Annotated in this window: 22 protein-coding genes and 9 pseudogenes; 12 read left to right on the top strand and 19 right to left on the bottom strand. The window is 51.0% G+C overall.

The window, feature by feature from the left end:
• Positions 1 to 53: 53 nt before the first annotated feature.
• Positions 54 to 200, bottom strand: a pseudogene (locus tag QEN31_RS25390) (helix-turn-helix domain-containing protein); the annotation flags it as partial.
• A gap of 674 nt (positions 201 to 874) precedes the next feature.
• The gene (locus QEN31_RS10165; RefSeq protein WP_000457876.1) at positions 875 to 1000 is read right to left on the bottom strand and encodes a hypothetical protein; all 126 of its coding nucleotides are present in this window, start codon (positions 998 to 1000) and stop codon (positions 875 to 877) included.
• Here QEN31_RS10165 and QEN31_RS10160 point away from each other — a divergent pair.
• Together QEN31_RS10160 and pagK are read left to right on the top strand one after the other, a co-directional pair.
• Positions 991 to 1180 (top strand): annotated as a pseudogene (locus QEN31_RS10160) (IS3 family transposase); the annotation flags it as partial. The gene QEN31_RS10165 and the pseudogene QEN31_RS10160 overlap by 10 nt on opposite strands.
• Before the next feature lie 389 nt (positions 1181 to 1569).
• Entirely contained in the window at positions 1570 to 1770 is a 201-nt protein-coding gene (gene pagK / locus QEN31_RS10155) for a vesicle-borne virulence factor PagK (protein WP_010989029.1), read from the top strand.
• A gap of 96 nt (positions 1771 to 1866) precedes the next feature.
• Here pagK and QEN31_RS10150 read toward each other — a convergent pair.
• The 4 pseudogenes from QEN31_RS10150 to QEN31_RS10135 all read right to left on the bottom strand — a co-directional run.
• A pseudogene (locus QEN31_RS10150) lies at positions 1867 to 2379 on the bottom strand (tail fiber assembly protein); the annotation flags it as partial.
• A gap of 27 nt (positions 2380 to 2406) precedes the next feature.
• Positions 2407 to 2679, bottom strand: a pseudogene (locus tag QEN31_RS10145) (macro domain-containing protein); the annotation flags it as partial.
• 9 nt (positions 2680 to 2688) lie between these two features.
• Positions 2689 to 2913, bottom strand: a pseudogene (locus QEN31_RS10140) (tail fiber protein); the annotation flags it as partial.
• Positions 2906 to 3166 (bottom strand): annotated as a pseudogene (locus QEN31_RS10135) (DUF1441 family protein); the annotation flags it as partial. The pseudogenes QEN31_RS10135 and QEN31_RS10140, both read right to left, overlap by 8 nt.
• Positions 3167 to 3220: 54 nt before the next feature.
• On the opposite strand from QEN31_RS10135, the gene QEN31_RS10130 reads away from it, so the two are divergent.
• Positions 3221 to 3409, top strand: coding sequence for a hypothetical protein (locus QEN31_RS10130; protein WP_001521334.1), 189 nt, complete (start codon positions 3221 to 3223; stop codon positions 3407 to 3409).
• Positions 3410 to 3473: 64 nt separating this feature from the next.
• The gene (locus QEN31_RS10125; protein ID WP_000789530.1) at positions 3474 to 3641 is read left to right on the top strand and encodes a lytic enzyme; all 168 of its coding nucleotides are present in this window, start codon (positions 3474 to 3476) and stop codon (positions 3639 to 3641) included.
• A 256-nt stretch (positions 3642 to 3897) separates the two neighbouring features.
• Here QEN31_RS10125 and QEN31_RS10120 read toward each other — a convergent pair whose 3' ends face one another.
• Positions 3898 to 4431, bottom strand: a complete 534-nt coding sequence (locus QEN31_RS10120) for a DUF2514 domain-containing protein (protein WP_001050882.1) — start codon at positions 4429 to 4431, stop codon at positions 3898 to 3900.
• A gap of 53 nt (positions 4432 to 4484) precedes the next feature.
• A pseudogene (locus tag QEN31_RS10115) lies at positions 4485 to 4676 on the bottom strand (glycoside hydrolase family 19 protein); the annotation flags it as partial.
• On the opposite strand from QEN31_RS10115, the pseudogene QEN31_RS25385 reads away from it, so the two are divergent.
• Together QEN31_RS25385 and QEN31_RS10105 are read left to right on the top strand one after the other, a co-directional pair.
• Positions 4665 to 5390: pseudogene (locus QEN31_RS25385) on the top strand (exonuclease VIII); the annotation flags it as partial. The pseudogenes QEN31_RS10115 and QEN31_RS25385 sit on opposite strands and share 12 nt — an antisense overlap.
• A pseudogene (locus QEN31_RS10105) lies at positions 5390 to 6313 on the top strand (tyrosine-type recombinase/integrase); the annotation flags it as partial. The pseudogenes QEN31_RS25385 and QEN31_RS10105, both read left to right, overlap by 1 nt.
• 373 nt (positions 6314 to 6686) lie before the next feature.
• Here QEN31_RS10105 and QEN31_RS10100 read toward each other — a convergent pair.
• Genes QEN31_RS10100 through yobA form a run of 3 tightly spaced genes read right to left on the bottom strand, consistent with a single transcriptional unit; the run spans position 6687 to position 8307 of the window.
• Entirely contained in the window at positions 6687 to 7040 is a 354-nt protein-coding gene (locus QEN31_RS10100) for a YebY family protein (protein ID WP_000722368.1), read from the bottom strand.
• Positions 7041 to 7056: 16 nt separating this feature from the next.
• Positions 7057 to 7932: a copper homeostasis membrane protein CopD gene (gene copD, locus QEN31_RS10095; RefSeq protein WP_000979702.1), complete on the bottom strand. Its 876-nt coding sequence runs from the start codon at positions 7930 to 7932 to the stop codon at positions 7057 to 7059.
• On the bottom strand, positions 7933 to 8307 hold the full coding sequence (yobA, locus tag QEN31_RS10090; RefSeq protein ID WP_000168393.1) for a CopC domain-containing protein YobA: 375 nt from the start codon (positions 8305 to 8307) through the stop codon (positions 7933 to 7935).
• Between the two features lie 137 nt (positions 8308 to 8444).
• Here yobA and QEN31_RS10085 point away from each other — a divergent pair, with 137 nt between their 5' ends.
• The 3 genes from QEN31_RS10085 to exoX all read left to right on the top strand — a co-directional run bounded on the left by QEN31_RS10085 (position 8445) and on the right by exoX (position 10161).
• On the top strand, positions 8445 to 8675 hold the full coding sequence (locus tag QEN31_RS10085) for a DNA polymerase III subunit theta (protein ID WP_000856224.1): 231 nt from the start codon (positions 8445 to 8447) through the stop codon (positions 8673 to 8675).
• 107 nt (positions 8676 to 8782) lie between these two features.
• Positions 8783 to 9439 carry a carbon-nitrogen hydrolase family protein gene (locus QEN31_RS10080; RefSeq protein ID WP_000100258.1) on the top strand — a complete coding sequence of 219 codons (657 nt, stop codon included), beginning with the start codon at positions 8783 to 8785 and terminating at the stop codon, positions 9437 to 9439.
• 23 nt (positions 9440 to 9462) lie between these two features.
• Positions 9463 to 10161, top strand: coding sequence for an exodeoxyribonuclease X (exoX, locus tag QEN31_RS10075; protein WP_000944282.1), 699 nt, complete (start codon positions 9463 to 9465; stop codon positions 10159 to 10161).
• A gap of 34 nt (positions 10162 to 10195) precedes the next feature.
• Here the strand turns inward: exoX and ptrB are convergent, their stop codons facing one another.
• The 4 genes from ptrB to yebG all read right to left on the bottom strand — a co-directional run bounded on the left by ptrB (position 10196) and on the right by yebG (position 13924).
• Positions 10196 to 12247: an oligopeptidase B gene (ptrB, locus tag QEN31_RS10070; RefSeq protein WP_000936999.1), complete on the bottom strand. Its 2052-nt coding sequence runs from the start codon at positions 12245 to 12247 to the stop codon at positions 10196 to 10198.
• Positions 12248 to 12459: 212 nt separating this feature from the next.
• Positions 12460 to 13119 carry a tellurite resistance TerB family protein gene (locus QEN31_RS10065; RefSeq protein ID WP_000024706.1) on the bottom strand — a complete coding sequence of 220 codons (660 nt, stop codon included), beginning with the start codon at positions 13117 to 13119 and terminating at the stop codon, positions 12460 to 12462.
• Between the two features lie 93 nt (positions 13120 to 13212).
• Positions 13213 to 13566 carry a protein YebF gene (gene yebF / locus QEN31_RS10060; RefSeq protein WP_001042119.1) on the bottom strand — a complete coding sequence of 118 codons (354 nt, stop codon included), beginning with the start codon at positions 13564 to 13566 and terminating at the stop codon, positions 13213 to 13215.
• Between the two features lie 67 nt (positions 13567 to 13633).
• Positions 13634 to 13924: a DNA damage-inducible protein YebG gene (gene yebG / locus QEN31_RS10055; protein WP_000257723.1), complete on the bottom strand. Its 291-nt coding sequence runs from the start codon at positions 13922 to 13924 to the stop codon at positions 13634 to 13636.
• A 130-nt stretch (positions 13925 to 14054) separates the two neighbouring features.
• Between yebG and purT the strand changes: the two genes are divergently transcribed.
• Complete coding sequence (gene purT, locus QEN31_RS10050; RefSeq protein WP_000173431.1) at positions 14055 to 15233, top strand: formate-dependent phosphoribosylglycinamide formyltransferase; 1179 nt, start codon at positions 14055 to 14057, stop codon at positions 15231 to 15233.
• A gap of 99 nt (positions 15234 to 15332) precedes the next feature.
• On the opposite strand, the gene kdgA is transcribed toward purT, so the two are convergent.
• The 3 genes from kdgA to zwf all read right to left on the bottom strand — a co-directional run bounded on the left by kdgA (position 15333) and on the right by zwf (position 19533).
• Positions 15333 to 15974, bottom strand: a complete 642-nt coding sequence (gene kdgA / locus QEN31_RS10045) for a bifunctional 4-hydroxy-2-oxoglutarate aldolase/2-dehydro-3-deoxy-phosphogluconate aldolase (RefSeq protein ID WP_000800497.1) — start codon at positions 15972 to 15974, stop codon at positions 15333 to 15335.
• 37 nt (positions 15975 to 16011) lie between these two features.
• Positions 16012 to 17823 (bottom strand): phosphogluconate dehydratase, encoded by a 1812-nt coding sequence (gene edd, locus QEN31_RS10040; protein WP_001069113.1) that lies wholly within the window; start codon positions 17821 to 17823, stop codon positions 16012 to 16014.
• A 234-nt stretch (positions 17824 to 18057) separates the two neighbouring features.
• Entirely contained in the window at positions 18058 to 19533 is a 1476-nt protein-coding gene (gene zwf / locus QEN31_RS10035; protein WP_000301711.1) for a glucose-6-phosphate dehydrogenase, read from the bottom strand.
• Positions 19534 to 19874: 341 nt separating this feature from the next.
• Between zwf and QEN31_RS10030 the strand changes: the two genes are divergently transcribed.
• Both QEN31_RS10030 and pyk read left to right on the top strand, forming a co-directional pair.
• Positions 19875 to 20744, top strand: coding sequence for a MurR/RpiR family transcriptional regulator (locus QEN31_RS10030; protein ID WP_001056720.1), 870 nt, complete (start codon positions 19875 to 19877; stop codon positions 20742 to 20744).
• A gap of 123 nt (positions 20745 to 20867) precedes the next feature.
• A complete protein-coding gene (gene pyk, locus QEN31_RS10025) occupies positions 20868 to 22310 on the top strand; it encodes a pyruvate kinase (protein WP_099949655.1) in 1443 nt (480 codons plus the stop codon).
• A 72-nt stretch (positions 22311 to 22382) separates the two neighbouring features.
• Here pyk and lpxM read toward each other — a convergent pair whose 3' ends face one another.
• Complete coding sequence (lpxM, locus tag QEN31_RS10020) at positions 22383 to 23354, bottom strand: lauroyl-Kdo(2)-lipid IV(A) myristoyltransferase (RefSeq protein WP_000448401.1); 972 nt, start codon at positions 23352 to 23354, stop codon at positions 22383 to 22385.
• Positions 23355 to 23363 lie beyond the last annotated feature (9 nt).

Below are 23363 nucleotides of genomic sequence, written 5' to 3'. Positions count from 1 at the left end.
TATAAAGCATCCACAGCACATATTTGGGTGGCACGCACCGTGGAAATACTGCATTACCCTAACACAGGGAATTTTCTGTACAGCGTCGACAGCCCCGCATCATAAATAATCGCTACCTGCTGTCGCGGTACTCCTGCCCTAATAAGGCACCCTGCCTGCGCCCATTGCTCCGGCGTCAGTTTTGGCCTACGGCCACCAATGTAGTGGCACTGTAGTGGCACACTGGGTACTGAAGCAATGGCCACAACTGGCGCTTGATGCTATCAGCCAGATAACCTTCCAGATGGATAACAAACATAGCAGCTATCCTGTCTGTATCGGAATTGTAAAACCAGACGTTGACCATCTTCATCAAGGTTAAAGGAACAAAGAGCTCTTTAAAGTAACTCTTTGTTCCATTACGATAGTTTAAATATGATGTTCTGAATGGGCCTTCACTACATGAACAGGAAAGGCTCAGGATAACCACTTCTCAGACATTAAAAGCAAATGAGAAAACCAAGGGGGCCTAAACCTGCCGCCAGGGAACAAACCTTTGCACAGTCTGCAGTGCTACCACCGTCCCCTATGCACCCCAGGGCGAACGCTGGCTGGGCAGCAGACGACAACAGCAGAAGAGTTGTTATGAATAAAACTTTACGTGATTTAATAAGAGAAAACATATTATTACCCTCATAGTAAGCAGTATTAAATAAGCCGGGATATATCTGATGTTCAATCAGTCCCTCATATAGGGTTAGCACCATAGCGAGTCGTTTTCACAAAAAACACAGACTGTTGAAACTTTATTTATCACTTTGACATTTGCAATACATGACACATGATTAGCTTCAGCCGCCATTATAGGGAAAGCTCCATTTCCATACTCATTTACTCACTTCTCCCTGCGGAAAAAGAAATGCAGTATAGCCAGCGTGGTGCTTTTGCTGAAACCAGGCGCGAGCAACACGGCAATGATGATCGGCGTCAGAATGAGTTCGGAATCGGCATTGGCAAACAAGGCGCACAGTCGTTAATACCCACCAGCAGTTCCGCCAAGAGTGCGACAATGTCGTAAGAGAGGCCTTCAGCCAGGCAAAACAGCGCTACGGTGCGCCCCGGCTTGCTGAGGAAGTGAACCTGGGGCCTGAGGTACAATGTAAAAACGATAGCGTCCAGCCTGTGCCATCAGGGTCTGCGGCGATCTCAGTCCGGAACAATTTGAAAACCAGAACCTCGCTTAAGGCTGTGTCCACAATACGCGGACAGGATCAAAACTGTTAGTGTGGCTGGCTTACAAGAATGAAGTGAAGTTGATTGATATAACAAACACTCCTGATAATGTTAACTGGCCTGTTCCTCCGGGGGTGCGAGCCAGCCATGATTTGAAAAGCACATGAAATCACTTTCACATGAATTAATTTACATTGGAAATAAAATATAATAGTGCTTATCATTTTTATTTAAGTTAAATATTTTATAAATGGTTTTTATTTACTCACCTGATGGTAATGAATAACGTTTAATATCTATAGTAAAGGATGCTGTAACCGTAAGGATAGTGTGCCACAATTTAACAGGTAACATATTATGAAACACGTCAAGAGCGTATTTTTAGCAATGGTTTTAATATTACCATCTTCACTATATCCTGCTCTTACAATAGCGGCAGACTCTCAAGATCATAAAAAAGAAGAAACAATTAAGCCAATGCCTCAAAAGTGGTGTAATCTTTGGCCTGCTGGCATACCCTTCCCTGAAGATTGGTTTAAAATGTGTAGAGGTTATTGAGTATAAATTTAATATACTAGCCAGTAACCATATCAGTTATGACAGACAGGCCTTCTTCATATTTGCTATAAATAAGGCCTGAGCTTTCCTGACAAATTATAAACTACTGGCTGGTTTCTCCGGCCAGACAGGCTTTAAAGTATCAACACGGTTTACCTGTACCCGGTACTTTCTCCATGCCAGAAGAGAAGCTTTTTCTTTATTGGTTGCTTCGTCCAGATCCACTGCATCCTGTAACGGCGCGATTTTTTCAGACGCTATTTGCAGGAGTCTGTTTTTCGTTCCTTCAGCTTCACGAAGTCTGGCTGCGGCCTCCGCAGCTTCATCATTCATCCAGACCTGAGCCTTACTATCCCATTTTTTGTATCCACCACCTGGTGAAACTGATGTGACGTTTTCAGGTAGCGGACCAAGATCGGAGATATAAACCTGATTGCCGGTTGTTGTGTCGTAAACCGTCTCGCCGCGGTGATCCTCCTGCAGACTCCACGTTTGGGTTTCAGCGTCAAAAACAGCAATATGACTGGAGGGAATATCAGGAGGGGCTATATCAGTACAATTTGCCGGGCGACGCTGTCCGGGGGGGACCTGACCACATCCGGCCCCCATTGCAGGTAATGCAACAGATGTAATTTTCCGGTCTTCTCCGGCGCTTTTATTGTGCTGAAAAATTGCCAGTAACGCAGCCCGTGTTGCATTATAAACCGCGTCGGTGCCGTCAATAATCAGCGGAACGCGCATCGTCGGGGCGGGAACCAGCCACGGATGTTTACTGTTACCCGTTTCAATAACAAAGGCGGTGCCGACGGGCTGTTCCCCCAGGTATTCACGGATGATATTTTGCTGTACCCGTTCCTGTAATTGCGACCCGAAATATGCCGTAATAGCAGCATCCACACCGCCGTCCATAAGACCAAAGGTTTCCGCATTACCGTCTGCGTCCACAATAACGACGTGTCCGTGTGGACCGATATACATGGTGTGCTCGTGTCCTCCGATATAAACTGTATGCGCATGGTCGCCAGCGGCCTGTGTCCACGCACCACCTCCTAGCTGAAATGAAGTGTGATTGGAATCTCCCCAGTATGAATTGATATAACCGCCGAACTGGTTAGTATGATTGCCCGTGGTATTAACGCCCCTTTTCGGAGTCAAACCAGTTCTTACGCTCTTTTGGAGTCATTTTATTCGGGTCCTGATGTTCAGCAGCCTGGGAAACGGGCGTTTCCATCAGTACGCGGATCACATCCGTCAGGAGATACAGCTTGTTTTTTTCATTGCTTCCCAGTGCCAGGGGAACGCCCGAGAGGCGACTGACAACCGTCTGTCGATGTAACCCTGTAATAGCGGCAAGCTGACTGATATTGCATTTGAGGTTCTTCAGTTCGCCGTCCATTTTTACCTCTGGGGCTGTTTCTTAGCGCGCCCTCCCCCGGAAAAACAAAATATAATGAACAAAAAACATACAAACCATCATCTTTTAAAAATAAATTACATTAAAACAGAGAGTTACAACATGATGATGATGCATGAAAAATCAAAAATGCGCCAAATCCCGCGCCGCTGCCGCCCCGTGGCAGGCCGCCCCGCCGGGAGTACCTTTTTAAAATGCGAACAATTATCAACAACTACCACTTAATGATTATTTATTTCATTTTGCGATATTGATTATCATTTTCAATAACAACACACAGAGAACATAAATGAAAAATATCATCACTATTATCGTAGCCATTATTATCGTTTTTTATGCAGGTATGTGGTCGCAGAAATTCCTGATGGAAGATGAGTGCCTTGATTCAGGTGGTTCATACAATGAAAATGGAATTTGCAATATTGCAGGCAGTCATCAGGATGTTCCCCCTAAGTAAGCAGAATGCTTTTTAAATTCGTTACCCACCTCTACAGATAAGGAGGCGAATGGTCACTAAAAGTAAAATCCATTGCAGAAGAATTTCCGGAAAGTTGTTATTCCAGCACCCCGACAGGTTATTCAGACAGATTTCAGCTATATCAAAACTGAGTGAGTACTTATCAGTTTCATCTGGTGAAAAACCTGCTCTTATTCATCTGGTTCCATCTGATGATATGTAGTCACTTTTTTACAGCAATATTACAGGGGGAGTTTCAATGCCTCCTGTAATTATTTGACTCTCTCACCGAATCATATACTCGTTCACACGTCATTCCTGCCCGGTAGCGCTCGTCAGCGATTCCAGCATAATGTTTAGCTGCTTCTGCAATATCTCCGAGCATGTTGGCAAGCATTCTGGCGTCGGCGTTGGTTGTTTTGCTTCTGACGGCAGCGGCAAGATTTGCGGTGTGCTTTGCGGCGTCCAGGCGGGTGGCAAGTTTTTTTGCTTCGGTACGCAGCTGGCTAACAGTGGCAGACAGGCCAGCAGCAGTGGCAGCAGATTTAGCGGCTTGCGCTTGTGCATCTTTCACAGCCTCATCACGGGCAATAACGCGGCCCTGTTCAATAATACGGGCGGCGGTCTGGGCGTTGACTTCCTGAGAGGATTCAGCGCTGTCGCGATCTGCCCATTTTTTTTGCCAGCCCCTGTCACTCCAGACATTACCGGCGATAAACGCACCAGCCATCAGCAAAATAAACACCAGCTGCAACCAGTATCTTTTCAGAAGAGCAGATAACAGATTCATACCAGCACCGATTTTGCTTTCTCAAAGCGCTCCCGCCGATCACCGATGCCGTTCTACCCTCCGTTGATGATCTGCGTAACACGTACCAGGTCGCCGGAATATTTCAGACACCCTTTAGTCACAAAAAGCCACGCTGCGGATCGGGCGGCATGACGTTCTAGCTCAAGCTGTCCTGGATTCGCCACTAGATCCAGTTTCAGTGCAACGCCACATCTGGTGTAATTCTCCAGCCCGGTAATCCTGATCTTCGCCGAACGTGGTGCGAAAGCTTTCTTGCCGTTCATGGCGTTCGCGATCCGGACTGGTACGAATATGTGCCTGATAACACCCCAACAACCCATGAAGAAAATGCAGCAAGGCTTAGTCAGGCGGGCAAATGTCTGCGGGATATTGAGGCAGGGAGATTTCAGTGTGATGAAGAAAAACAGCAACCGACAGGCGAACTGGCAGATGAACCAGCAACGCCTGAAGCAGTGGAACAGGACACAACTGAACATCATCCGGACCCACAGCCGCTGGAGAATGAACCACCTGTAAGCCAGACAGAAGCAGGCTACCAGAAAATACGGGCAGAACTGCACGAAGCACGTAAAAACATTCCACCCAAAAACCCGGTTGATGTTGGTAAACAACTGGCAGCCGCGCGCGGTGAATATGTCGAAGACATCAGCGACCCGAACGATCCGAGGTGGGTTCATAACAATTACAGCGCCTCAAATCAGGGTGAAAAAGAAGAAGTGGTGCCGGAGGGAAAACAACCAGCAGCAGAGCCGGAGGCTGTCACCAGAAACGCGGACGGGACTTTCGATGTATCAGCGCTATTCCTGCCCCCCTCAAACCAGACCGAAAAAACGGAAGCCAGAACAGAAAGAGATGGAGAAACGCCGAAAGAGAGCAACCAGCAGGAAACGGCTGGCGATACAGGACAGGAAATTACAACGGACGGTGGATCAGGTACAACTTCATAGCGCAAAACCACACGCCAGTGGCGCTTATTGAAAAACTAAAAGGAACGGACTCATTCACTGTGTCCGCATGGATTGATCGCTATGAGGTTTTATTACAGCGCCGGAATCTGTCGGTTAATACCTACAAGATTCGCAGTAATCAATTAGCGACCGTACGCGAAAAAATGGGAGAAATAATACTGGCAGAAGTAACAACCCGGCACATTGCCAAGTTTCTTGAGTCGTGGATAACCGAGGGAAAAAACACTATGGCGGGAGCAATGAGATCAGTTCTATCTGACATGTTCAGAGAGGCTATTGTCGAAGGGCATATTGTGAAAAACCCGGTGGAAGCAACCCGGATACCAGAGATTAAGGTGGCCAGGGAACGCCTGCAACTGGAAACGTATAACGCCACACGAGCGGCAGCAGAGCATATGCCTGCATGGTTCCCTCTCGCGATGGATTTAGCGCTCGTTACTGGTCAACGTAGGGAGGATATCGTAAATATGAAATTTAGTGATGTTTTTGACAACCGCTTATACGTCACTCAGATTAAAACCGGAATGAAAATAGCCATTCCCCTCTCCCTGACACTTCGGGCGACGGGGTTACGTCTGGGAACGGTAATCGATCGCTGCCGACTTGTAAGCCGCACTGATTTCATGATCAGTGCCGGAATCAGGAAAAATAGCCCGACCGGGAATATTCATCCGGATGGATTGACAAAGACATTTGTAAAAGCAAGAAAAGCCTCCGGTGTTAACTTCAGCAATAATCCACCGACATTTCACGAGATCCGAAGTCTGGCCGGGCGGCTGTACAAAAACGAGCACGGCGAGGTGTTCGCCCAAAAACTCCTGGGCCACACATCAGAGAACACCACGAAACTCTATCTCGATGAACGCGATAATAAAGCTTACGTGATGCTCTGATTTTGTTGTAAAAGAAATGTTAAACTGGATTTGGATGTGATATAACCAAAAAGACCGGAATACAGAAATTCGAGGAAATTTCGAGGAATTTCGAGGGGAAACACATAACCCATTGATTTATAATCTAAATAAAAAGAGACCGAATACGATTCCTGTATTCGGTCCAGGGAAATGGCTCTTGGGAGAGAGCCGTGCGCTAAAAGTTGGCATTAATGCAGGCTAAATCGCCTTGCCCTTTAAGAATAGATGACGACGCCAGGTTTTCCAGTTTGCGACGAAGGTGATTGAAAAAACCTGGCGTTTTGTCTGTTATCAGAGATAAAAAAACCGTAAGCCTTTTCGTGAAGGTTTACGGTTTTTTATTAAAAATCAGTCAGCTATTGGATGGATCACAAAGCTTTTGCGCACGTTCGATAAACGGCGCCAGACTCATTTTCTCACCGGGCTTCGCCGGGTTATCGATTTGAATGACGGCAATAGGCTGAGCGCGCGTTTTACCCTCCGCTACTTGCTGTTCGGCAATGGCATTCAAGGGATACTGCACCAGCGTACTGGGGTTGATCACATAGAGCGCCTGGCCAGGCCGACAGGTCAACATGACCTCTTCCCGATTAAACGCCCACTTGTCTTTTCCTACTTCAAAACGACTTACGGTAATCACCTGCGGCGCCGCCAACGCTACGCCCGAAGTGGCCAGCAGAAGCGCCGGAAGGAGTATTTTTTTCATTCGTTATGCCAGTCCATCAAAAAGGTTCGAGGGTTGCAAACAGGCTGACGATCGCCAGAACTATGCCTCCAACTCCCCATTCAATTTGCGTCATCCTGACAAACCATAGGTCAGTCCGGGGATTTTCCTGTCGCATACGTGGTACGAGAACATACCGATTCGTCAGCGCAATTGCTACCATAAGCACGACCAGCGCACATTTTAACAAAAGCAACTGTCCATAGGTGGTCTGCCAGATAGCGGTAAATCCCGTGATAAATAGCGTGTTGCCAATGCCTGTGAGCAATACGCCCGCCACAAAAAAGTGACCATAACGAGAAAAACGCATCATGGCGCTAATAGCATGTTGACGCCAGCGTCCCTGAGCCATGCGCATACAATAAACCACTGGCAACAGCCCGCCAAACCAGGCTGCGGCACAGAGTAAATGCAGAGCATGGTTAATCTGCTGTAATGTTCCCGCTACACCGTCGCGCATCGTCGCATGTCCAACGCCTGCCAGCAGGATAAACTGAGCAACGGTTAGAATAAGAAGCCGTCGTTGCATTTTTACCGGCGCAATGACTACCACCGCCAGCGTGACCAGCGCGAGGATAATTTGCCATATCCAGACCGCGCCAAAGCGGGTTTGCAGTACCGCGCCCCACACCGAGACGAAAAAAACATCGGGCCAGCCGCCGCCCATCAGTCCGCCCTGAACCGCCAGCATGAAAGCCGCGCTGATAACGCTCCAGGCGGCGGCATGTTGTTGCAGATGTAAAAATCGACGCGTCATTAAACGACGAATTGATGCGGGTGCCAGCCAGGCACCGTAAAGCGCGCAGCCGTAGACCAGCATCACACTAGCAAAATGAATAAATCGGAGAGTTATCCAGACGAATGTCAGCATCATTTATTTCACGCTGAAGGTGTATTTCCCTTTTGTTTTATGTCCATCCACCGACACAACGTGCCAGTCTACCGTGTAAGCGCCAGATTTTAACGGCTGCTCAAGCGGGATAATCAACTGCGTTTTATCCTGTTCATTTCGCTTTGCCGGGCGCGTTTTGATGAGCTCTTGCTGAGGGCCAGTAATGGTTGCGCCGCTGAACCCTGGCTCAATCCCTTCAGAAAAGTTCAGGGTCAGCGCCTGTGGCGAGGCCGTAACGGCAGCATTCGCCGCTGGATACTGATGCGTCAGGTGCGCATGTGCCCAGGCCGCTGGCGTCGCAAATGTCGATGCCAGCAGCAGTAAAGCTAAACGTCGCGATGGTGCAGAAGAAGCCATATTCACTATTCCTTTTTGTTATACCTACGTTACAAAGAATAACCTTCAACAATCAATGAGTCGAGGATCATCATTTCCATCTTGCCATTACCGCGGACTCTTAGTACCTTCTGGCGGCAACAAAAAAGGAGACACGTATGAAAACAAATCTGGCTCAGCTTGAACAAGCGGAAATGGATAAAGTCAATGTGGACCTGGCGGCAGCCGGGGTGGCATTTAAAGAGCGCTACAATATGCCAGTTGTCGCGGAGGCGGTCGAACGTGAGCAGCCAGAGCATCTACGCGCCTGGTTTCGCGAGCGGCTGATTGCCCATCGTCTGGCTTCCGTATCACTATCCCGACTCCCTTACGAACCCAAAGTTAAATAAAAATTATATAACGTTACACTTCCTTACATGCAGACGACTACATTATAAGGCGATTCTTAACCTATGCTTTTTAGAATGGCTGTAGAGACTATGAAAAGGAAGTCATTATGTCCTCCTGGAAAATTGCTGCTGCGCAGTATGCGCCCCTGAACGCCTCGCCGGCGGAGCATGTCGCCCATCATCTGGAATATATTGAGCTTGCGGCTCGTCAACAGTGCGAACTGCTGGTCTTTCCGTCACTGTCGCTATTAGGCTGCGACGAAAGGAATAAATCGTTGCCCGCCCCGCCTGACGAGGCGCTTTTACAGCCGCTCACTCATGCGGCCGATACCCACCATATGACTATCATTGTGGGTATGCCTGTTGAGCATAACTGCCGCTTCGTAAAAGGCATCGCTATTTTTGCCCCATGGCTAACGTCGCCGCTCATGTTTCACAAAAGTCATGGCGCCTGTATTGCCAGGCAGCGAAGCGCTATCAACGTGGTGGATGAGCAGCCAGAAGGTGGTGATATAGATCCCTCATTTACGTTATTCACAACCAGTCAATGTCTTAACGAACCTGAACTCCATGCTTCTACCTCACGCTTACAACGTTTTTCGCATAAATATGCGCTGGCCGTACTGATGGCCAATGCCTGTGGAAGTAGCGCTCTGTGGAATGAAAGCGGGCAACTTATTGTTCGTGCCGATTGCGGTTCGCTATTACTGACGGGCCTGCGCACAACGGAGGGTTGGCAAGGCGATATCATTCCATTACGCTAAGGTCTTTCGGTGAGGAATGAATCATGTTGCGGATTATAGACACGGAAACCTGCGGGCTGCAGGGCGGGATCGTAGAGATAGCCTCTGTTGATGTCATTGATGGCAACATTGTCAATCCCATGAGTCACCTGATACGCCCCGATCGCCCTATTACGCCGCAGGCGATGGCGATACACCGTATTACCGAAGCCATGGTCGCCGATAAGCCGTGGATTGAAGATGTCATACCGCTTTATTACGGTAGTGAGTGGTATGTCGCTCACAATGCCAGTTTCGACAGACGCGTATTACCTGAATTGCCGGGTGAGTGGATCTGTACCATGAAGTTGTCGCGACGCCTGTGGCCGGGAATAAAATACAGCAATATGGCGCTCTATAAATCGCGCAAACTAAGCGTACAAACGCCGCCGGGGCTGCACCATCACCGGGCGCTTTATGATTGCTATATCACCGCCGCCTTGCTGATTGATATTATGCGAACCACCGGCTGGACCGCGGAAGAGATGGTCAATATTACGGGCCGTCCTGCGCTGTTAACCACTTTCCCGTTCGGTAAATACCGCGGTAAGGCGGTATCTGAAGTCGCAAAACGCGATCCGGGCTATTTACGCTGGCTTTTTAATAACCTTGATAATATGAGCCCGGAGCTTCGCCTGACGCTTAAACACTACCTGGAAGATGTTCAGGCTGGCGAGCAACGCAGCAATGGAACACCACAATAACCCGCGACGCTCACAAGCCGTTGCGGGCGCGCGTCTATGCGCTATGTAAGGTTCCCTGCGCCAGGCCGATTAAAAAGGCGAACTCCAGCGCGACGCCTTCGTAGGATTTAAACCGCCCCGACTTACCACCGTGCCCGGAGTCCATATCCGTACATAACAGCAGCAGACGTTGGTCCGTTTTTAGCTCGCGTAATTTTGCCACCCACTTCGCCGGTTCCCAGTATTGCACCTGGGAGTCGTGCAATCCTGTCGTCACCAGCAGGTGCGGATAGTCCTGCGCTTTGACATTGTCATAAGGACTATAGCTTTTCATATAGTCATAATACTCAATATCCTGCGGGTTCCCCCACTCTTCAAACTCTCCTGTCGTTAGTGGGATCGACTCATCCAGCATCGTGGTTAATACATCAACAAAGGGTACCTGGGCAATAACGCCGTGGAAAAGCTCGGGGCGTTCGTTGATAGCGACGCCCATTAGCATTCCGCCCGCGCTCCCGCCCATCCCATAACACAGCGACGGCGAACCGTAACCCAGTTTTAATAAGGCATCGCAGGCATCAAGATAGTCATTAAAAGTATTCCGCTTTTTGAGGAACTTGCCATCTTCATACCACTGCTGCCCCAGCTCACCGCCGCCGCGAACGTGTACGATTGCGTAAACAAAGCCACGATCCAGCAAGCTCAGTCGGCTGCTGCTGAAGTCGGCGTCAATACTGGAACCGTAAGATCCGTAACCGTAAACCAGAAGCGGATTTTGCCCTTTACGAAAATACTTCTGATGATAAACCAGCGATACCGGCACTTCGACGCCGTCGCGTGCGGTGATCCACAGGTGTTCGCTCTGATAACAGCCAGAATCAAACCCAGGCACTTCCGTCTGTTTAAGTACCCGTCGTTCTCCGGTATCCATATCCAGTTCAAACAAGGTATCTGGCGTCGTCATTGAAGAATAGCCGTAACGCAGCCGGGAGGTCTCAGGTTCGGGATTATAGGCAAGCCACGTCACGTAAGCCGGATCGTCAAAGGCGATGCCTATCACTTCACGGGTTTTACGGTTAATTTGCCGCAGGCTGGTAAGCCCCCGTTGACGCTCTTCGACCACTAACCAGTCGGTAAACAGGGTAAACCCTTCCAGCATAATATGCTCGCGCGGAGGGATCAGCTCTTCCCAGGCGTTTTCATTGCGCACGCGGGTACGGTACAACCCAAAGTTTTTACCGTTCCGGTTAGAACGCAGGTAAAACTTATGTTGATAGTGATCGAGACTATATTCATGGTCTTTGCGGCGCGGTAAAAATGAAAACGGCTCGGCATCGGCCAGTTCCGCGTCAAGTAATAGCACTTCGCTAGTGGTGGCGCTGGCAAGGTGAATCACCACATAATGCTGCGAAGTGGTTTTATGCAGGCTGACATAAAAGGTATCGTCTTTCTCCTCATATACCAGTTCATCTTGCGATGACGGAGTGCCAATCGTGTGCCGCCAAACCTGATAGGGCAGCAGCGTCTTCTTATGCTTACGCACATAGTAAAGGGTCAGGGAATCATTGGCCCAGACAAATTCAGGCGCAACGTTATCCAGCAGTTCCGGATACCAGTTACCGCTTTCGAGGTTACGAAAACGCAACCCATACTGACGACGGGATAAATAATCTTCTGCCAGCGCCATGATGGTATTATCCGGCGTAATGGCAAGTCCACCGAGCGTATAAAATTCGCTGTGCGCGGCCCGCTGGTTCGCATCGAGCAAGGTTTCCCACACATCCCACTCTTCGCTTAACGCCGATTGTCGTTGATAGATGGCATATTCGCAGCCGGGTTCATAGATATAACGGTAGCGATAGCCATTTTTCACATACGGAGCGGAAACTTCTCTGGGCGGGATGCGATCGATAATTTCTTTTAGAATGCGGTCCTGTAACGCCTGCTGAGAGGTCATGACCTTCCGGCCATACTCATTTTCCTGATGCAGGTAATCAAGGACTTCCGGCTGCGAGCGAGTGTCATCTCGCAGCCAGTAATAATTATCAATGCGCGTATCGCCATGTACGGTCATGGCATAGGGAATTCGATTGGCTTTTGGCAACATGTCGTTTTTTCTTTTGCGTTAATATTTGTTATATATCACGCGGCAAACACAGCGGCGTAGCATGGTAGTCCCGGTCGCTCACCTCGGTAAGCGCCTGAGATGTCACTGCTTCGCCGCTATCTTGCAACATGAATGACGTAAACTATCCATCCTATAAGGGTGGCAAAAGACACGCATGATGCAAGCGAAACATGTTACTTAATGGCAGGTTATCAGCCTGGTAGCGCCTGTTTTTGCTGCTGCAAGTCCTGCTCGATACCGTCCCGAACCTCCTGAGGAATTTTTAGCGCGTCTCCTAACGCATTCAGATAGCTACGTTCCATAAAGTGGTCAATATCAATGGCGGCGCAGCTCAGGAAGTAGATTTCCAGGGCTTCTTCTTCATTGCGAATGCCCTGTGCCAGACGTTGTGGATCAAGCGGCTGCTCAATAGCTTTTTCGATAAACACACGCCCTTGCTCTTCAACACCTGATTCTCGCAGTTGGTGCTCAATCGCCGCGCGTTCTTTGGCATCAATATGCCCATCGCTTTTTGCAGCAAAAACCAGCGCCAGGATCAGTCGCTCAGTGCGAACATCCAGCGGCGTACTTTGGCTGCCGAATTGCGGCTCCCCCTGATGCGCGGCGCGTACTTTATCTTTGTACTTATTCCACAATACGGAACCCGCCACCGCGCCGCCGCCCACCAGCAAAGCGCCAGTACCGTATTTGGTTAATAATTTGCGCGAAGACTTATTGGCGACCAACAGTCCAGCCAGACCGCCCAGCGCGCCGGGAACCAGCAGTTTATTTAACCCCTGTTCACCGGAAGGCGATGCGGAAGCGCCTTTTTGCCCAAGAAGTGATTGTAATTGGTTCAACCAGTTAGCCATAGTACCCCTCAAATACAGACCAATAATGGTCAAGCGTACCTGAGGGGATGTCAGGAATTGTCTGTTCCGGCAAAAGAAGCGCAAATTACGCTGCTAGCGGGGCTTATATTCCGCCTTGCCGGCTTTGCAATCAACGATGACCTGATAATGAATATCGGCGCTTTTACCGCGAACAGTTAGCGGAACTGTCCATTTATCATTTTGACCCACAACGTCCTGCACATTAACCCACGCGACCGGGTCAGCCTGCCCGACCTTTTTTTGGTCGTCGGCCCACCGCACGATACGATTTTGCTGGTAGTCGCGCTTCACGCTTGCCGCAATCCCGGCGGCATCCAGCCCTTCGCACTGCGGAAACTTAACCGATTTACTCTCGGTGGATGCCGCAAATGCCGATACGCTGGCGGATAAAAACAGCAGGCTCAACAACGCTCCTCTTTTATTCATACTTTTCTCCTTAGCACAATGATTCAGGAAAAGCATGGTACAAAACGCCGGGAGCGCAAGTGTGGGTTCAGGCGGCTTGCTTTTTCGTTTTACTCGCGGCGTCCTTTTCAACCGCCTGCGGAGAAGGCAACTTACCGGTTTTGAGGATAGTGCTTAACACCTCTTTATGTTCCGCCAGCCACAGCGACAACGCTTCGCGCTGCCCATCTTCCAGCACGACTGGCGACTGCTCAAGCCAGGTATCAAGAAGATCGGCAGTATCGAGCATTTTGTCCCAGGCGTCGGCTTCCTTTTTACTGGTAAATGACATCTTCTCCTCACCCTCGCGAATGACTACGTATTTAACTTCAACCGCCATTTTGCAGCCCCTTATTTACCTGTGTTTATATACAGTATATTGCAAGGCAGCAAGAAAAGCAATTTATTCGAAAAGACATACGCAAACGTTTTCGTATATACTGCGCGCAGGTAAATAAGGGGACAGAAATATGACGCTATTAGGCACTGCGCTGCGTCCGGCAGCAACGCGAGTGATGTTATTAGGGGCAGGAGAATTAGGAAAAGAGGTGGCGATTGAATGCCAACGCCTGGGGATCGAGGTTATCGCCGTCGATCGCTATCCTGATGCTCCCGCCATGCATGTGGCTCACCGTTCACACGTCATTAATATGCTGGACGGCGAGGCGCTACGTCATGTGATTACAGAGGAAAAACCGCATTATATCGTGCCGGAAATAGAAGCGATCGCCACCGATACGCTGCGCGAGCTGGAGGGCGAAGGGCTGAATGTCGTGCCTTGCGCCCGTGCAACGCAGCTCACGATGAACCGCGAAGGGATCCGTCGCCTGGCCGCAGAAGAATTAGGACTGCCGACATCGACGTATCGCTTTGCCGACAGTGAGGCCAGTTTTCATGATGCGGTAGCCGCAGTGGGTTTTCCTTGCATCGTCAAACCGGTCATGAGCTCTTCCGGCAAAGGCCAGAGCTTTATCCGCTCGGCCGAACAGCTCGCGCAGGCATGGGAGTATGCTCAACAGGGCGGACGCGCTGGCGCGGGTCGCGTGATTGTGGAAGGCGTGGTTAAATTTGATTTTGAAATTACGCTGCTCACCGTTAGCGCCGTCGATGGCGTGCATTTCTGCGCGCCGGTCGGTCATCGTCAGCAAGATGGTGACTATCGCGAATCCTGGCAGCCACAGCAGATGAGCGAACTGGCGCTGAAGCGGGCGCAAGAGATTGCTCGTCATGTGGTACTGGCGTTAGGCGGTCATGGCCTGTTCGGCGTTGAACTCTTCGTCTGTGGCGATGAAGTCATTTTCAGCGAAGTCTCCCCTCGCCCGCACGATACCGGAATGGTCACGTTGATTTCTCAGGATCTCTCTGAGTTTGCGCTGCATGTGCGCGCCTTTCTGGGAATGCCCGTAGGCGCTATTCGCCAGTATGGTCCCGCTGCCTCGGCCGTGATTCTGCCGCAGCTTACCAGTCAAAATGTGACGTTTGATAATGTACACGCGGCGGTAGGAGCCGGAGTGCAGGTACGGCTGTTTGGTAAGCCTGAGATCGACGGCACCCGTCGTCTTGGTGTAGCGTTAGCGACAGGTGAAAACGTTGAAGAAGCGGTGATAAGAGCGAAAAAGGCCGTCAGCCGCGTGACGGTAAAAGGCTAATGCGCCATCGCCTGATGGCGACGTTAGCGCATTTTTATCAGACCTGCCTGATCGCCACTCGTAAGCCCGATAAGCAAGCGCCATCGGGCATTTAACGGCTTACTGCTTCGCGCCTTCTACCGCTTCGCGCGCCAGTTTGGTGATGCGATCGTAATCACCCGCTTCCAGCGCGTCGGCCGGCACCAGCCAGGAACCGCCGATGCACAACACGCTTTTCAGCGCCAGATAGTCACGATAGTTTGCCGGAGAGATGCCGCCAGTTGGGCAGAAACGTACCTGAGAGAACGGACCGGCAATCGCCTGCAACGCTTTAGTGCCGCCATTCGCTTCCGCCGGGAAGAATTTGAACTCTTTCAGACCATAGTCCATGCCCAACATCAGTTCAGAAACGGTGCTAATACCGGGAATCAATGGGATAGTGCCTGCCGTCGCGGCTTTCAGCAGTGGCTCAGTCAGTCCCGGGCTAATCGCAAATTGCGCGCCCGCTTCCGTCACCTCCGCCAACTGCTGCGGATTGAGAACGGTTCCGGCGCCGACAATCGCTTCCGGCACTTCTTTAGCGATAGCGCGAATAGCATCCATCGCGCAGGCCGTACGTAAAGTCACTTCCAGAACGCGAACGCCCCCGGCCACCAGCGCTTTAGCCATCGGCACCGCGTGCTCCAGTTTATTGACTACAATGACCGGGACAACCGGGCCGGTGGTCAGGATTGCTTCTGCACTTGTTTTCCAGTTTTTCATCGGAATTCTTCTCTCGCCTGATTACTAGTGTGTCATCTTAAAAAGTGATACAGGTTGCGCCCTGCTCCGCACCCGACAGCTTTTCGCGCAGCGCGCCAAACAACTCACGCCCCGTTCCGACGCGCGACGCGCTCAGGTCCGGAATATGAGGCTGACGAGCGGCAAGTTCCGCCTCGTCGACCAGCAGAGTTAACTCACCTGTCTGCCCATTCACGCGAATGATGTCGCCATCGCGCACTTTTGCCAGTAAGCCGCCATCGTAGGCTTCCGGCGTTACGTGGATAGCTGAAGGCACTTTACCCGAAGCGCCTGAAAGTCGTCCATCAGTAACTAACGCGATTTTGAAACGGCGGTCCAATAATACACCAAGTGGCGGCATGAGTTTATGTAATTCTGGCATTCCATTCGCTTTTGGTCCCTGATGACGCACGACAACGACACAATCCCGGTCAAGCAGGCCCGCGTCAAACGCAGGCAGCACATCATGCTGACTTTCAAATACCATGGCAGGCGCTTCAATGATCTGGTTTTCAACCGGTACCGCAGACGTCTTCATTACTGCGCGCCCCAGATTACCGCTTAGCACCTTAGTACCGCCGTGAGGAGAGAACGGCTTATCAAAAGAGGCAATGACATCGTTATCCAGTGACCTTTCCGCGCCTTCACGCCAGTCCAGCTCGCCGTTGTTGAGCCAGGGCTCCAGCGTATAGCGTTTCAGGCCGAAGCCTGCGACAGTATTAACGTCTTCGTGCAGCAATCCGGCATTGAGCAGCTCACGCATCAATACCGGTACGCCGCCCGCCGCCTGGAAGTGGTTAATGTCCGCCGGACCGTTCGGATACAGACGCGCCATCAACGGAACCACTTCCGACAAATCCGAGAAGTCATCCCAGTTGATCAGAATGCCCGCCGCGCGCGCCATTGCAACCAGATGCATGGTGTGGTTGGTGGAGCCGCCGGTAGCCAGCAGCGCGACAATGCCGTTCACCACGACTTTTTCGTCGATCATTTTACCGAGCGGCATCCACGTATTGCCGTTGCCGGTAAGACGTGTTACCTGACGTGCGGCAGCGGCAGTCAATGCCTCGCGCAGCGGCGCATCCGGATGCACAAACGAAGAACCCGGCAACTGCATTCCCATAAACTCCACCACCATCTGGTTGGTGTTGGCGGTGCCGTAAAATGTACAGGTGCCCGGCGCATGGTAAGAGGCGGCTTCCGACTCCAGCAGCGCCATTCTGTCTACTTTTCCTTCCGCATATAGCTGACGAATACGGACTTTTTCTTTATTCGGCAGGCCGCTCGCCATCGGGCCTGACGGAACAAAAATCGCGGGTAAATGACCAAAAGAGAGCGCGGCCATCGCCAGCCCCGGAACGATTTTGTCGCATACGCCGAGGAATAACGCGCCGTCAAACATATTGTGAGAGAGGCCTACTGCTGCCGACATCGCTATCACTTCGCGGCTGAGTAATGACAACTCCATGCCATCCTGCCCTTGCGTAACGCCATCGCACATTGCCGGTACGCCGCCTGCGACCTGACCTACCGCATTCACGGAATGCAGGGCCTGACGAATAATCTGCGGATAATGTTCATACGGTTGATGCGCAGAGAGCATGTCATTGTAGGAGGTAATAATGGCGATATTATTGCGCAACATACTTTTCAGCGAGGCTTTGTCCTCTGGCTGACAGGCAGCGAAGCCATGCGCCAGGTTGCCGCAGGCCAGTTGAGATCGGTGGACCGTGGCGGTTTTCGCCTGCTCAATGCGGGCAAGATAGGCTTCTCGGGTCTGCTGCGAGCGTTCGACAATACGCTGTGTTACGCGTAACAAATTAGGATTCATAGAGGCTCCTGAAATTTATCTGTCCGGCTACCGGGTTTACCATGCGTTTCATCAATGTGGAAAGACAGTGAAATACATGATGTCCGGTGATAATGGGGCAAAATCGTTTCAGGCAGTGTAATAAAAAAAGCCTCGCAGGTGAATCCACACGAGGCTTAAAAGTGCAAAAATGATTCTACAATCTGTGTTAGATCATGTTACCGGTAAAATACCACCTAAGAGTGAGTGGCAAATTTACTCAAACTCATTCCACGAACGACCGTCACGGGTAATCATCGCCACGGACGCTACCGGTCCCCAGGTGCCCGCCTGATACGGCTTCGGCGCGTCGTTGTCCATCGCCCATGCTTCGGTAATGGAGTCCACCCACTTCCAGGCTTCTTCCACTTCGTCACGGCGGACAAACAGCGCCTGAATGCCACGCATCGTTTCCAGCAGCAGGCGTTCATAGGCATCCGCCAGGTGCGTCTGATTAAAGGTCTCGGAGTAGCTCAGATCAAGCTTCGTGATCTGCAGATTATGCTTATGATCCAGCCCCGGTACTTTGTTAAGCACCTGAATATCTACGCCTTCATCCGGCTGCAGGCGAATCGTCAATTTGTTCTGCGGCAGGTCTTGCCAGGACTCTTTAAAGAGGTTCAGTTCAGGCGTCTTGAAATAAACCACGACTTCAGAGCACTTGGTTGGCAGACGCTTGCCGGTGCGCAGATAGAATGGCACGCCCGCCCAACGCCAGTTATCGATGTCGACGCGGATCGCGACGAATGTTTCGGTGTTGCTGCTTTTATTCGCGCCCTCTTCTTCCAGATAGCCCGGCACCTTTTGCCCCTGCGCAAAGCCCGCGGTGTATTGACCACGAACCGTTTTTTCACGCACGTTGGAGCGATCAATCCGGCGCAGCGATTTCAACACTTTGACTTTTTCATCGCGAATACTGTCGGCGCTCAGGTCAGACGGCGGTGACATGGCAATCATGCAGAGAATTTGCAGCAAGTGGTTCTGGATCATATCGCGCATCTGACCGGCCTGGTCAAAGTATCCCCAGCGCCCTTCAATCCCCACCTCTTCCGCTACGGTAATCTCAACGTGATCGATAGTGCGGTTATCCCAGTTATTAACGAATAACGAGTTGGCAAAACGCAGCGCCAGCAGGTTGAGAACCGTTTCTTTACCCAGATAGTGGTCGATACGATATACCTGGCACTCTTCAAAGTATTCGCCGACCCGATCGTTAATCTCACGCGAGGTCGCCAGCGAAGTACCCAACGGTTTTTCCATCACGACGCGCGCCGGTTTGGCGTTGAGTTTAGCCTCTCCTAACCCTTTGCAAATAGCGCCAAAGGTGCTGGGCGGCATCGCAAAATAGTTAATGGTGGTGCGGTTTTTTTGATCCAGCATATCGCCCAGGCGACTAAACGCAGGCGTATCGTTAACGTCAAGATTACAAAAATCCAGACGGCCGCTCAGCGTATCCCACAAGCCTTCATCAATTTTTTCCTTCATGAAGGTTTCCAGCGCTTCACGCACAACGTGGGTATAGGCTTCTTTATCCCAGTCCGCGCGCCCCACCCCAATGATACGGGTATCCGGATGGATCTGGCCGGCTTTCTCAAGCTGATACAGGGAAGGCAGCAATTTCCGGCGCGCCAGGTCGCCTTTCGCGCCGAAAATGACCAGGTCACATGCCTGGGCTGTTTGCGTTACCGCCATGTCATTCTCCTTAGTTAATCTCCTGGTACTTTAGCCAGGATATCGTTGTAATTTTATTACACAGCACTGTACTGCTTTTACGAGATTACGGAAACCGTAAACGCCTTTTCATGGATGAACCGGCGTTTGATTGGCAATATAATCGGCAAAACGCCTAATAAAATTGTCGCTTTTCCACACAAGCTGGAACTTAAAATCCGACGTCGGTCATGTAATGAAAAAAAACGACACCTTTTTTAGCCATTTTGCCCCCTTCGGCAGTCGCCAGGAGTAATATCTAACAAAACGCGCTCGGTTTCGCGCATCATTGAAATCGCTAATACCCATGAGCCTTGCTAATCATGAATATGCTGGAAAAAGTCCAGTCTCAACTGGAACATTTAAGCAAATCTGAACGAAAAGTCGCCGATGTTATTCTGGCCGCCCCAGGCAGATCGATTCACTTAAGCATTGCCATGCTGGCCCAGGAAGCTAACGTTAGCGAGCCAACGGTGAACCGTTTCTGTCGCAGCATGAATACCCGCGGCTTTCCTGATTTTAAACTGCATCTGGCGCAAAGTCTGGCAAATGGCACCCCCTATGTTAATCGCAATGTGGATGAAGATGACAGCGTCGAGGCCTATACAGGGAAAATCTTCGAGTCCGCTATGGCCAGTCTCGACCATGTTCGCCAGTCGCTGGATAAATCGGCCGTCAACCGCGCCGTCGATTTACTGACCCAGGCAAAAAAAATCGCCTTTTTTGGTCTTGGTTCCTCCGCCGCGGTCGCGCATGACGCCATGAATAAGTTTTTTCGCTTCAATGTACCGGTGATTTACTCCGACGATATCGTGCTGCAACGGATGAGCTGTATGAATTGTAGCGATGATGACGTCGTCGTGCTCATTTCGCATACTGGCAGAACCAAGAGCCTGGTGGAACTGGCGCAGTTGGCGCGGGAAAACGATGCGATGGTGATCGCCCTGACCTCCGCTGGAACGCCGCTGGCGCGCGAAGCCACGCTGGCCATTACCCTCGACGTACCGGAAGATACAGACATTTATATGCCCATGGTCTCTCGACTTGCTCAGCTGACCGTGATAGATGTGCTGGCAACGGGATTTACTTTGCGTCGCGGGGCAAAATTCAGAGATAACTTGAAGCGTGTCAAGGAAGCGCTCAAGGAATCGCGTTTTGATAAAGAATTACTCATCAAGAGTGATGACCGCTAAAAGCAATAACAATGTTCTACCCTTTTCGTCATCCGGGGACGTTCATTTTATACCGTTAAGGTTTCAGAACGACCGGATCAATGTTCACGCAACACCAAGTTGTTTTAGTCAACGGAGTATTACATGTCCAGAAGGCTTCGCAGAACCAAAATCGTTACCACGTTAGGCCCGGCAACTGACCGCGATAACAACCTTGAGAAGGTTATCGCCGCGGGCGCAAACGTAGTACGTATGAACTTCTCTCACGGCTCGCCGGAAGATCATAAAATGCGTGCTGATAAAGTCCGTGAGATTGCCGCCAAACTGGGGCGTCATGTGGCTATTTTAGGCGACCTGCAAGGGCCAAAAATTCGCGTTTCCACTTTTAAAGAAGGCAAAGTGTTCCTCAACATCGGGGACAAATTTCTGTTAGACGCTAACCTGGGTAAAGGCGAAGGCGACAAAGAAAAAGTCGGCATTGATTACAAAGGGTTGCCGGCAGACGTCGTTCCTGGCGATATCCTGCTGCTTGACGATGGTCGAGTGCAGTTGAAAGTGCTTGAAATCCAGGGCATGAAAGTCTTTACCGAGGTCACCGTCGGCGGCCCGCTGTCTAACAATAAAGGCATTAACAAGCTCGGCGGCGGGCTTTCTGCTGAAGCGCTGACCGAAAAAGACAAAGCCGATATTCAAACCGCTGCGCTGATAGGTGTTGACTATCTGGCCGTCTCCTTCCCGCGCTGCGGCGAAGATCTGAACTATGCACGCCGCCTGGCGCGCGACGCCGGCTGCGACGCGAAAATTGTGGCTAAGGTCGAACGCGCCGAAGCGGTATGCGACCAAAACGCCATGGACGATATCATTCTGGCCTCTGACGTTGTGATGGTCGCACGTGGCGATCTGGGCGTTGAAATCGGCGATCCGGAGCTGGTTGGTATCCAGAAAGCGCTGATTCGCCGTGCGCGTCAGCTAAACCGCGCAGTCATCACCGCAACGCAAATGATGGAGTCGATGATCACCAACCCGATGCCGACCCGTGCGGAAGTGATGGACGTGGCGAACGCCGTCCTGGATGGCACGGATGCGGTTATGCTGTCTGCCGAAACCGCAGCCGGTCAGTATCCTTCTGAAACCGTTGCCGCAATGGCGCGCGTCTGCCTGGGCGCAGAAAAAATCCCCAGCATCAATGTGTCTAAACACCGTCTCGACGTGCAGTTCGACAACGTTGAAGAAGCCATTGCCATGTCTGCGATGTATGCGGCAAACCATCTGAAAGGCGTTACCGCGATCATCACCATGACGGAATCCGGTCGTACCGCGCTAATGACTTCCCGTATCAGCTCCGGCCTGCCGATTTTCGCCATGTCGCGCCATGAACGCACGCTGAACCTGACCGCGCTCTATCGCGGAGTAACGCCGGTGCATTTTGATAGCGCGGCTGATGGCGTTGTCGCGGCACATGAAGCTGTTAATCTGCTGCGCGATAAAGGGTATCTGGTTTCCGGCGACCTGGTTATCGTGACCCAGGGCGATGTCATGAGCACCGTCGGTTCAACCAATACCACGCGTATTTTGACCGTTGAGTAAAACTCCCCCACGCCTGTTCATCAGGTAGTACAGGGTTTGTCAGCATAAAGCCTCTCTTACGAGAGGCTTTATTTATTTGATGGGATAAAGATCTTTACGCTTATACGGCTGAATCTCGCCTGGCTTGCGGGTTTTGAGCAGCTTCAGGATCCAGGTGTACTGTTCCGGATGCGGGCCGACAAAAATTTCGACCTCTTCGTTCATCCGTCTGGCGATAGTGTGGTCGTCAGCCGTGAGCAGATCGTCCATTGGCGGGCGAATCTGGATAGTCAGGCGATGCGTTTTACCATTATACACCGGGAAAAGCGGTATCACGCGTGCGCGGCACACTTTCATCAGCCGACCAATTGCAGGCAGCGTCGCTTTGTATGTCGCAAAGAAATCAACGAATTCACTATGCTCCGGGCCGTGATCCTGGTCCGGCAGGTAGTAACCCCAGTAGCCCTGACGAACAGACTGAATAAAGGGTTTAATCCCGTCATTACGCGCATGCAAACGTCCGCCGAAACGCCGACGCACTGTGTTCCAGATATAGTCAAAAACCGGATTACCCTGATTATGAAACATCGCCGCCATTTTTTGCCCCTGAGAGGCCATCAGCATGGCTGGAATGTCGACGCCCCAGCCATGCGGTACGAGAAAAATGACTTTTTCGTCGTTACGACGCATCTCCTCGATAATCTCCAGACCTTCCCAGTCAACACGCTGTTGAATTTTTTTCGGACCGCGCATCGCCAACTCAGCCATCATCGCCATTGCCTGTGGCGCGGTGGCGAACATCTCATCGACAATCGCTTCGCGCTCAGCTTCGCTACGCTGCGGAAAGCACAACGACAGATTAATTAGCGCCCGGCGACGAGAACTCTTCCCCAGCCGTCCGGCAAAACGCCCCAGCGTCGCCAGCAAAGGGTCGCGGAATGATGCCGGTGTTAATGCGATCCCCGCCATTGCCGCCGCGCCCAACCAGGCGCCCCAATACTGTGGATAGCGAAAGGATTTTTCGAATTCAGGGATATACTCACTATTATTTTTTTTGGTTTCCATGCTTTTCCA

The organism is Salmonella sp. SA15303, assembly GCF_029962125.1.
GTDB classification, from domain to species: Bacteria; Pseudomonadota; Gammaproteobacteria; order Enterobacterales; family Enterobacteriaceae; genus Salmonella; species Salmonella enterica.
This window is presented reverse-complemented; position numbering and strand designations above follow the sequence as displayed.

Bases quoted from the DNA above. Each gene is read 5' to 3' on its own strand.
- QEN31_RS10100 (WP_000722368.1), bottom strand. From the start codon at position 7,040: ATGAAAAAAATACTCCTTCCGGCGCTTCTGCTGGCCACTTCGGGCGTA.
- copD (WP_000979702.1), bottom strand. From the start codon at position 7,932: ATGATGCTGACATTCGTCTGGATAACTCTCCGATTTATTCATTTTGCT.
- zwf (WP_000301711.1), bottom strand. From the start codon at position 19,533: ATGGCGGTAACGCAAACAGCCCAGGCATGTGACCTGGTCATTTTCGGC.
- kdgA (WP_000800497.1), bottom strand. From the start codon at position 15,974: ATGAAAAACTGGAAAACAAGTGCAGAAGCAATCCTGACCACCGGCCCG.
- pagK (WP_010989029.1), top strand. From the start codon at position 1,570: ATGAAACACGTCAAGAGCGTATTTTTAGCAATGGTTTTAATATTACCA.
- QEN31_RS10125 (WP_000789530.1), top strand. From the start codon at position 3,474: ATGAAAAATATCATCACTATTATCGTAGCCATTATTATCGTTTTTTAT.
- exoX (WP_000944282.1), top strand. From the start codon at position 9,463: ATGTTGCGGATTATAGACACGGAAACCTGCGGGCTGCAGGGCGGGATC.
- purT (WP_000173431.1), top strand. From the start codon at position 14,055: ATGACGCTATTAGGCACTGCGCTGCGTCCGGCAGCAACGCGAGTGATG.
- QEN31_RS10065 (WP_000024706.1), bottom strand. From the start codon at position 13,119: ATGGCTAACTGGTTGAACCAATTACAATCACTTCTTGGGCAAAAAGGC.
- yobA (WP_000168393.1), bottom strand. From the start codon at position 8,307: ATGGCTTCTTCTGCACCATCGCGACGTTTAGCTTTACTGCTGCTGGCA.
- QEN31_RS10120 (WP_001050882.1), bottom strand. From the start codon at position 4,431: ATGAATCTGTTATCTGCTCTTCTGAAAAGATACTGGTTGCAGCTGGTG.
- QEN31_RS10080 (WP_000100258.1), top strand. From the start codon at position 8,783: ATGTCCTCCTGGAAAATTGCTGCTGCGCAGTATGCGCCCCTGAACGCC.
- pyk (WP_099949655.1), top strand. From the start codon at position 20,868: ATGTCCAGAAGGCTTCGCAGAACCAAAATCGTTACCACGTTAGGCCCG.
- QEN31_RS10130 (WP_001521334.1), top strand. From the start codon at position 3,221: ATGAACAAAAAACATACAAACCATCATCTTTTAAAAATAAATTACATT.
- ptrB (WP_000936999.1), bottom strand. From the start codon at position 12,247: ATGTTGCCAAAAGCCAATCGAATTCCCTATGCCATGACCGTACATGGC.
- QEN31_RS10030 (WP_001056720.1), top strand. From the start codon at position 19,875: ATGAATATGCTGGAAAAAGTCCAGTCTCAACTGGAACATTTAAGCAAA.
- lpxM (WP_000448401.1), bottom strand. From the start codon at position 23,354: ATGGAAACCAAAAAAAATAATAGTGAGTATATCCCTGAATTCGAAAAA.
- edd (WP_001069113.1), bottom strand. From the start codon at position 17,823: ATGAATCCTAATTTGTTACGCGTAACACAGCGTATTGTCGAACGCTCG.
- yebG (WP_000257723.1), bottom strand. From the start codon at position 13,924: ATGGCGGTTGAAGTTAAATACGTAGTCATTCGCGAGGGTGAGGAGAAG.
- QEN31_RS10085 (WP_000856224.1), top strand. From the start codon at position 8,445: ATGAAAACAAATCTGGCTCAGCTTGAACAAGCGGAAATGGATAAAGTC.
- yebF (WP_001042119.1), bottom strand. From the start codon at position 13,566: ATGAATAAAAGAGGAGCGTTGTTGAGCCTGCTGTTTTTATCCGCCAGC.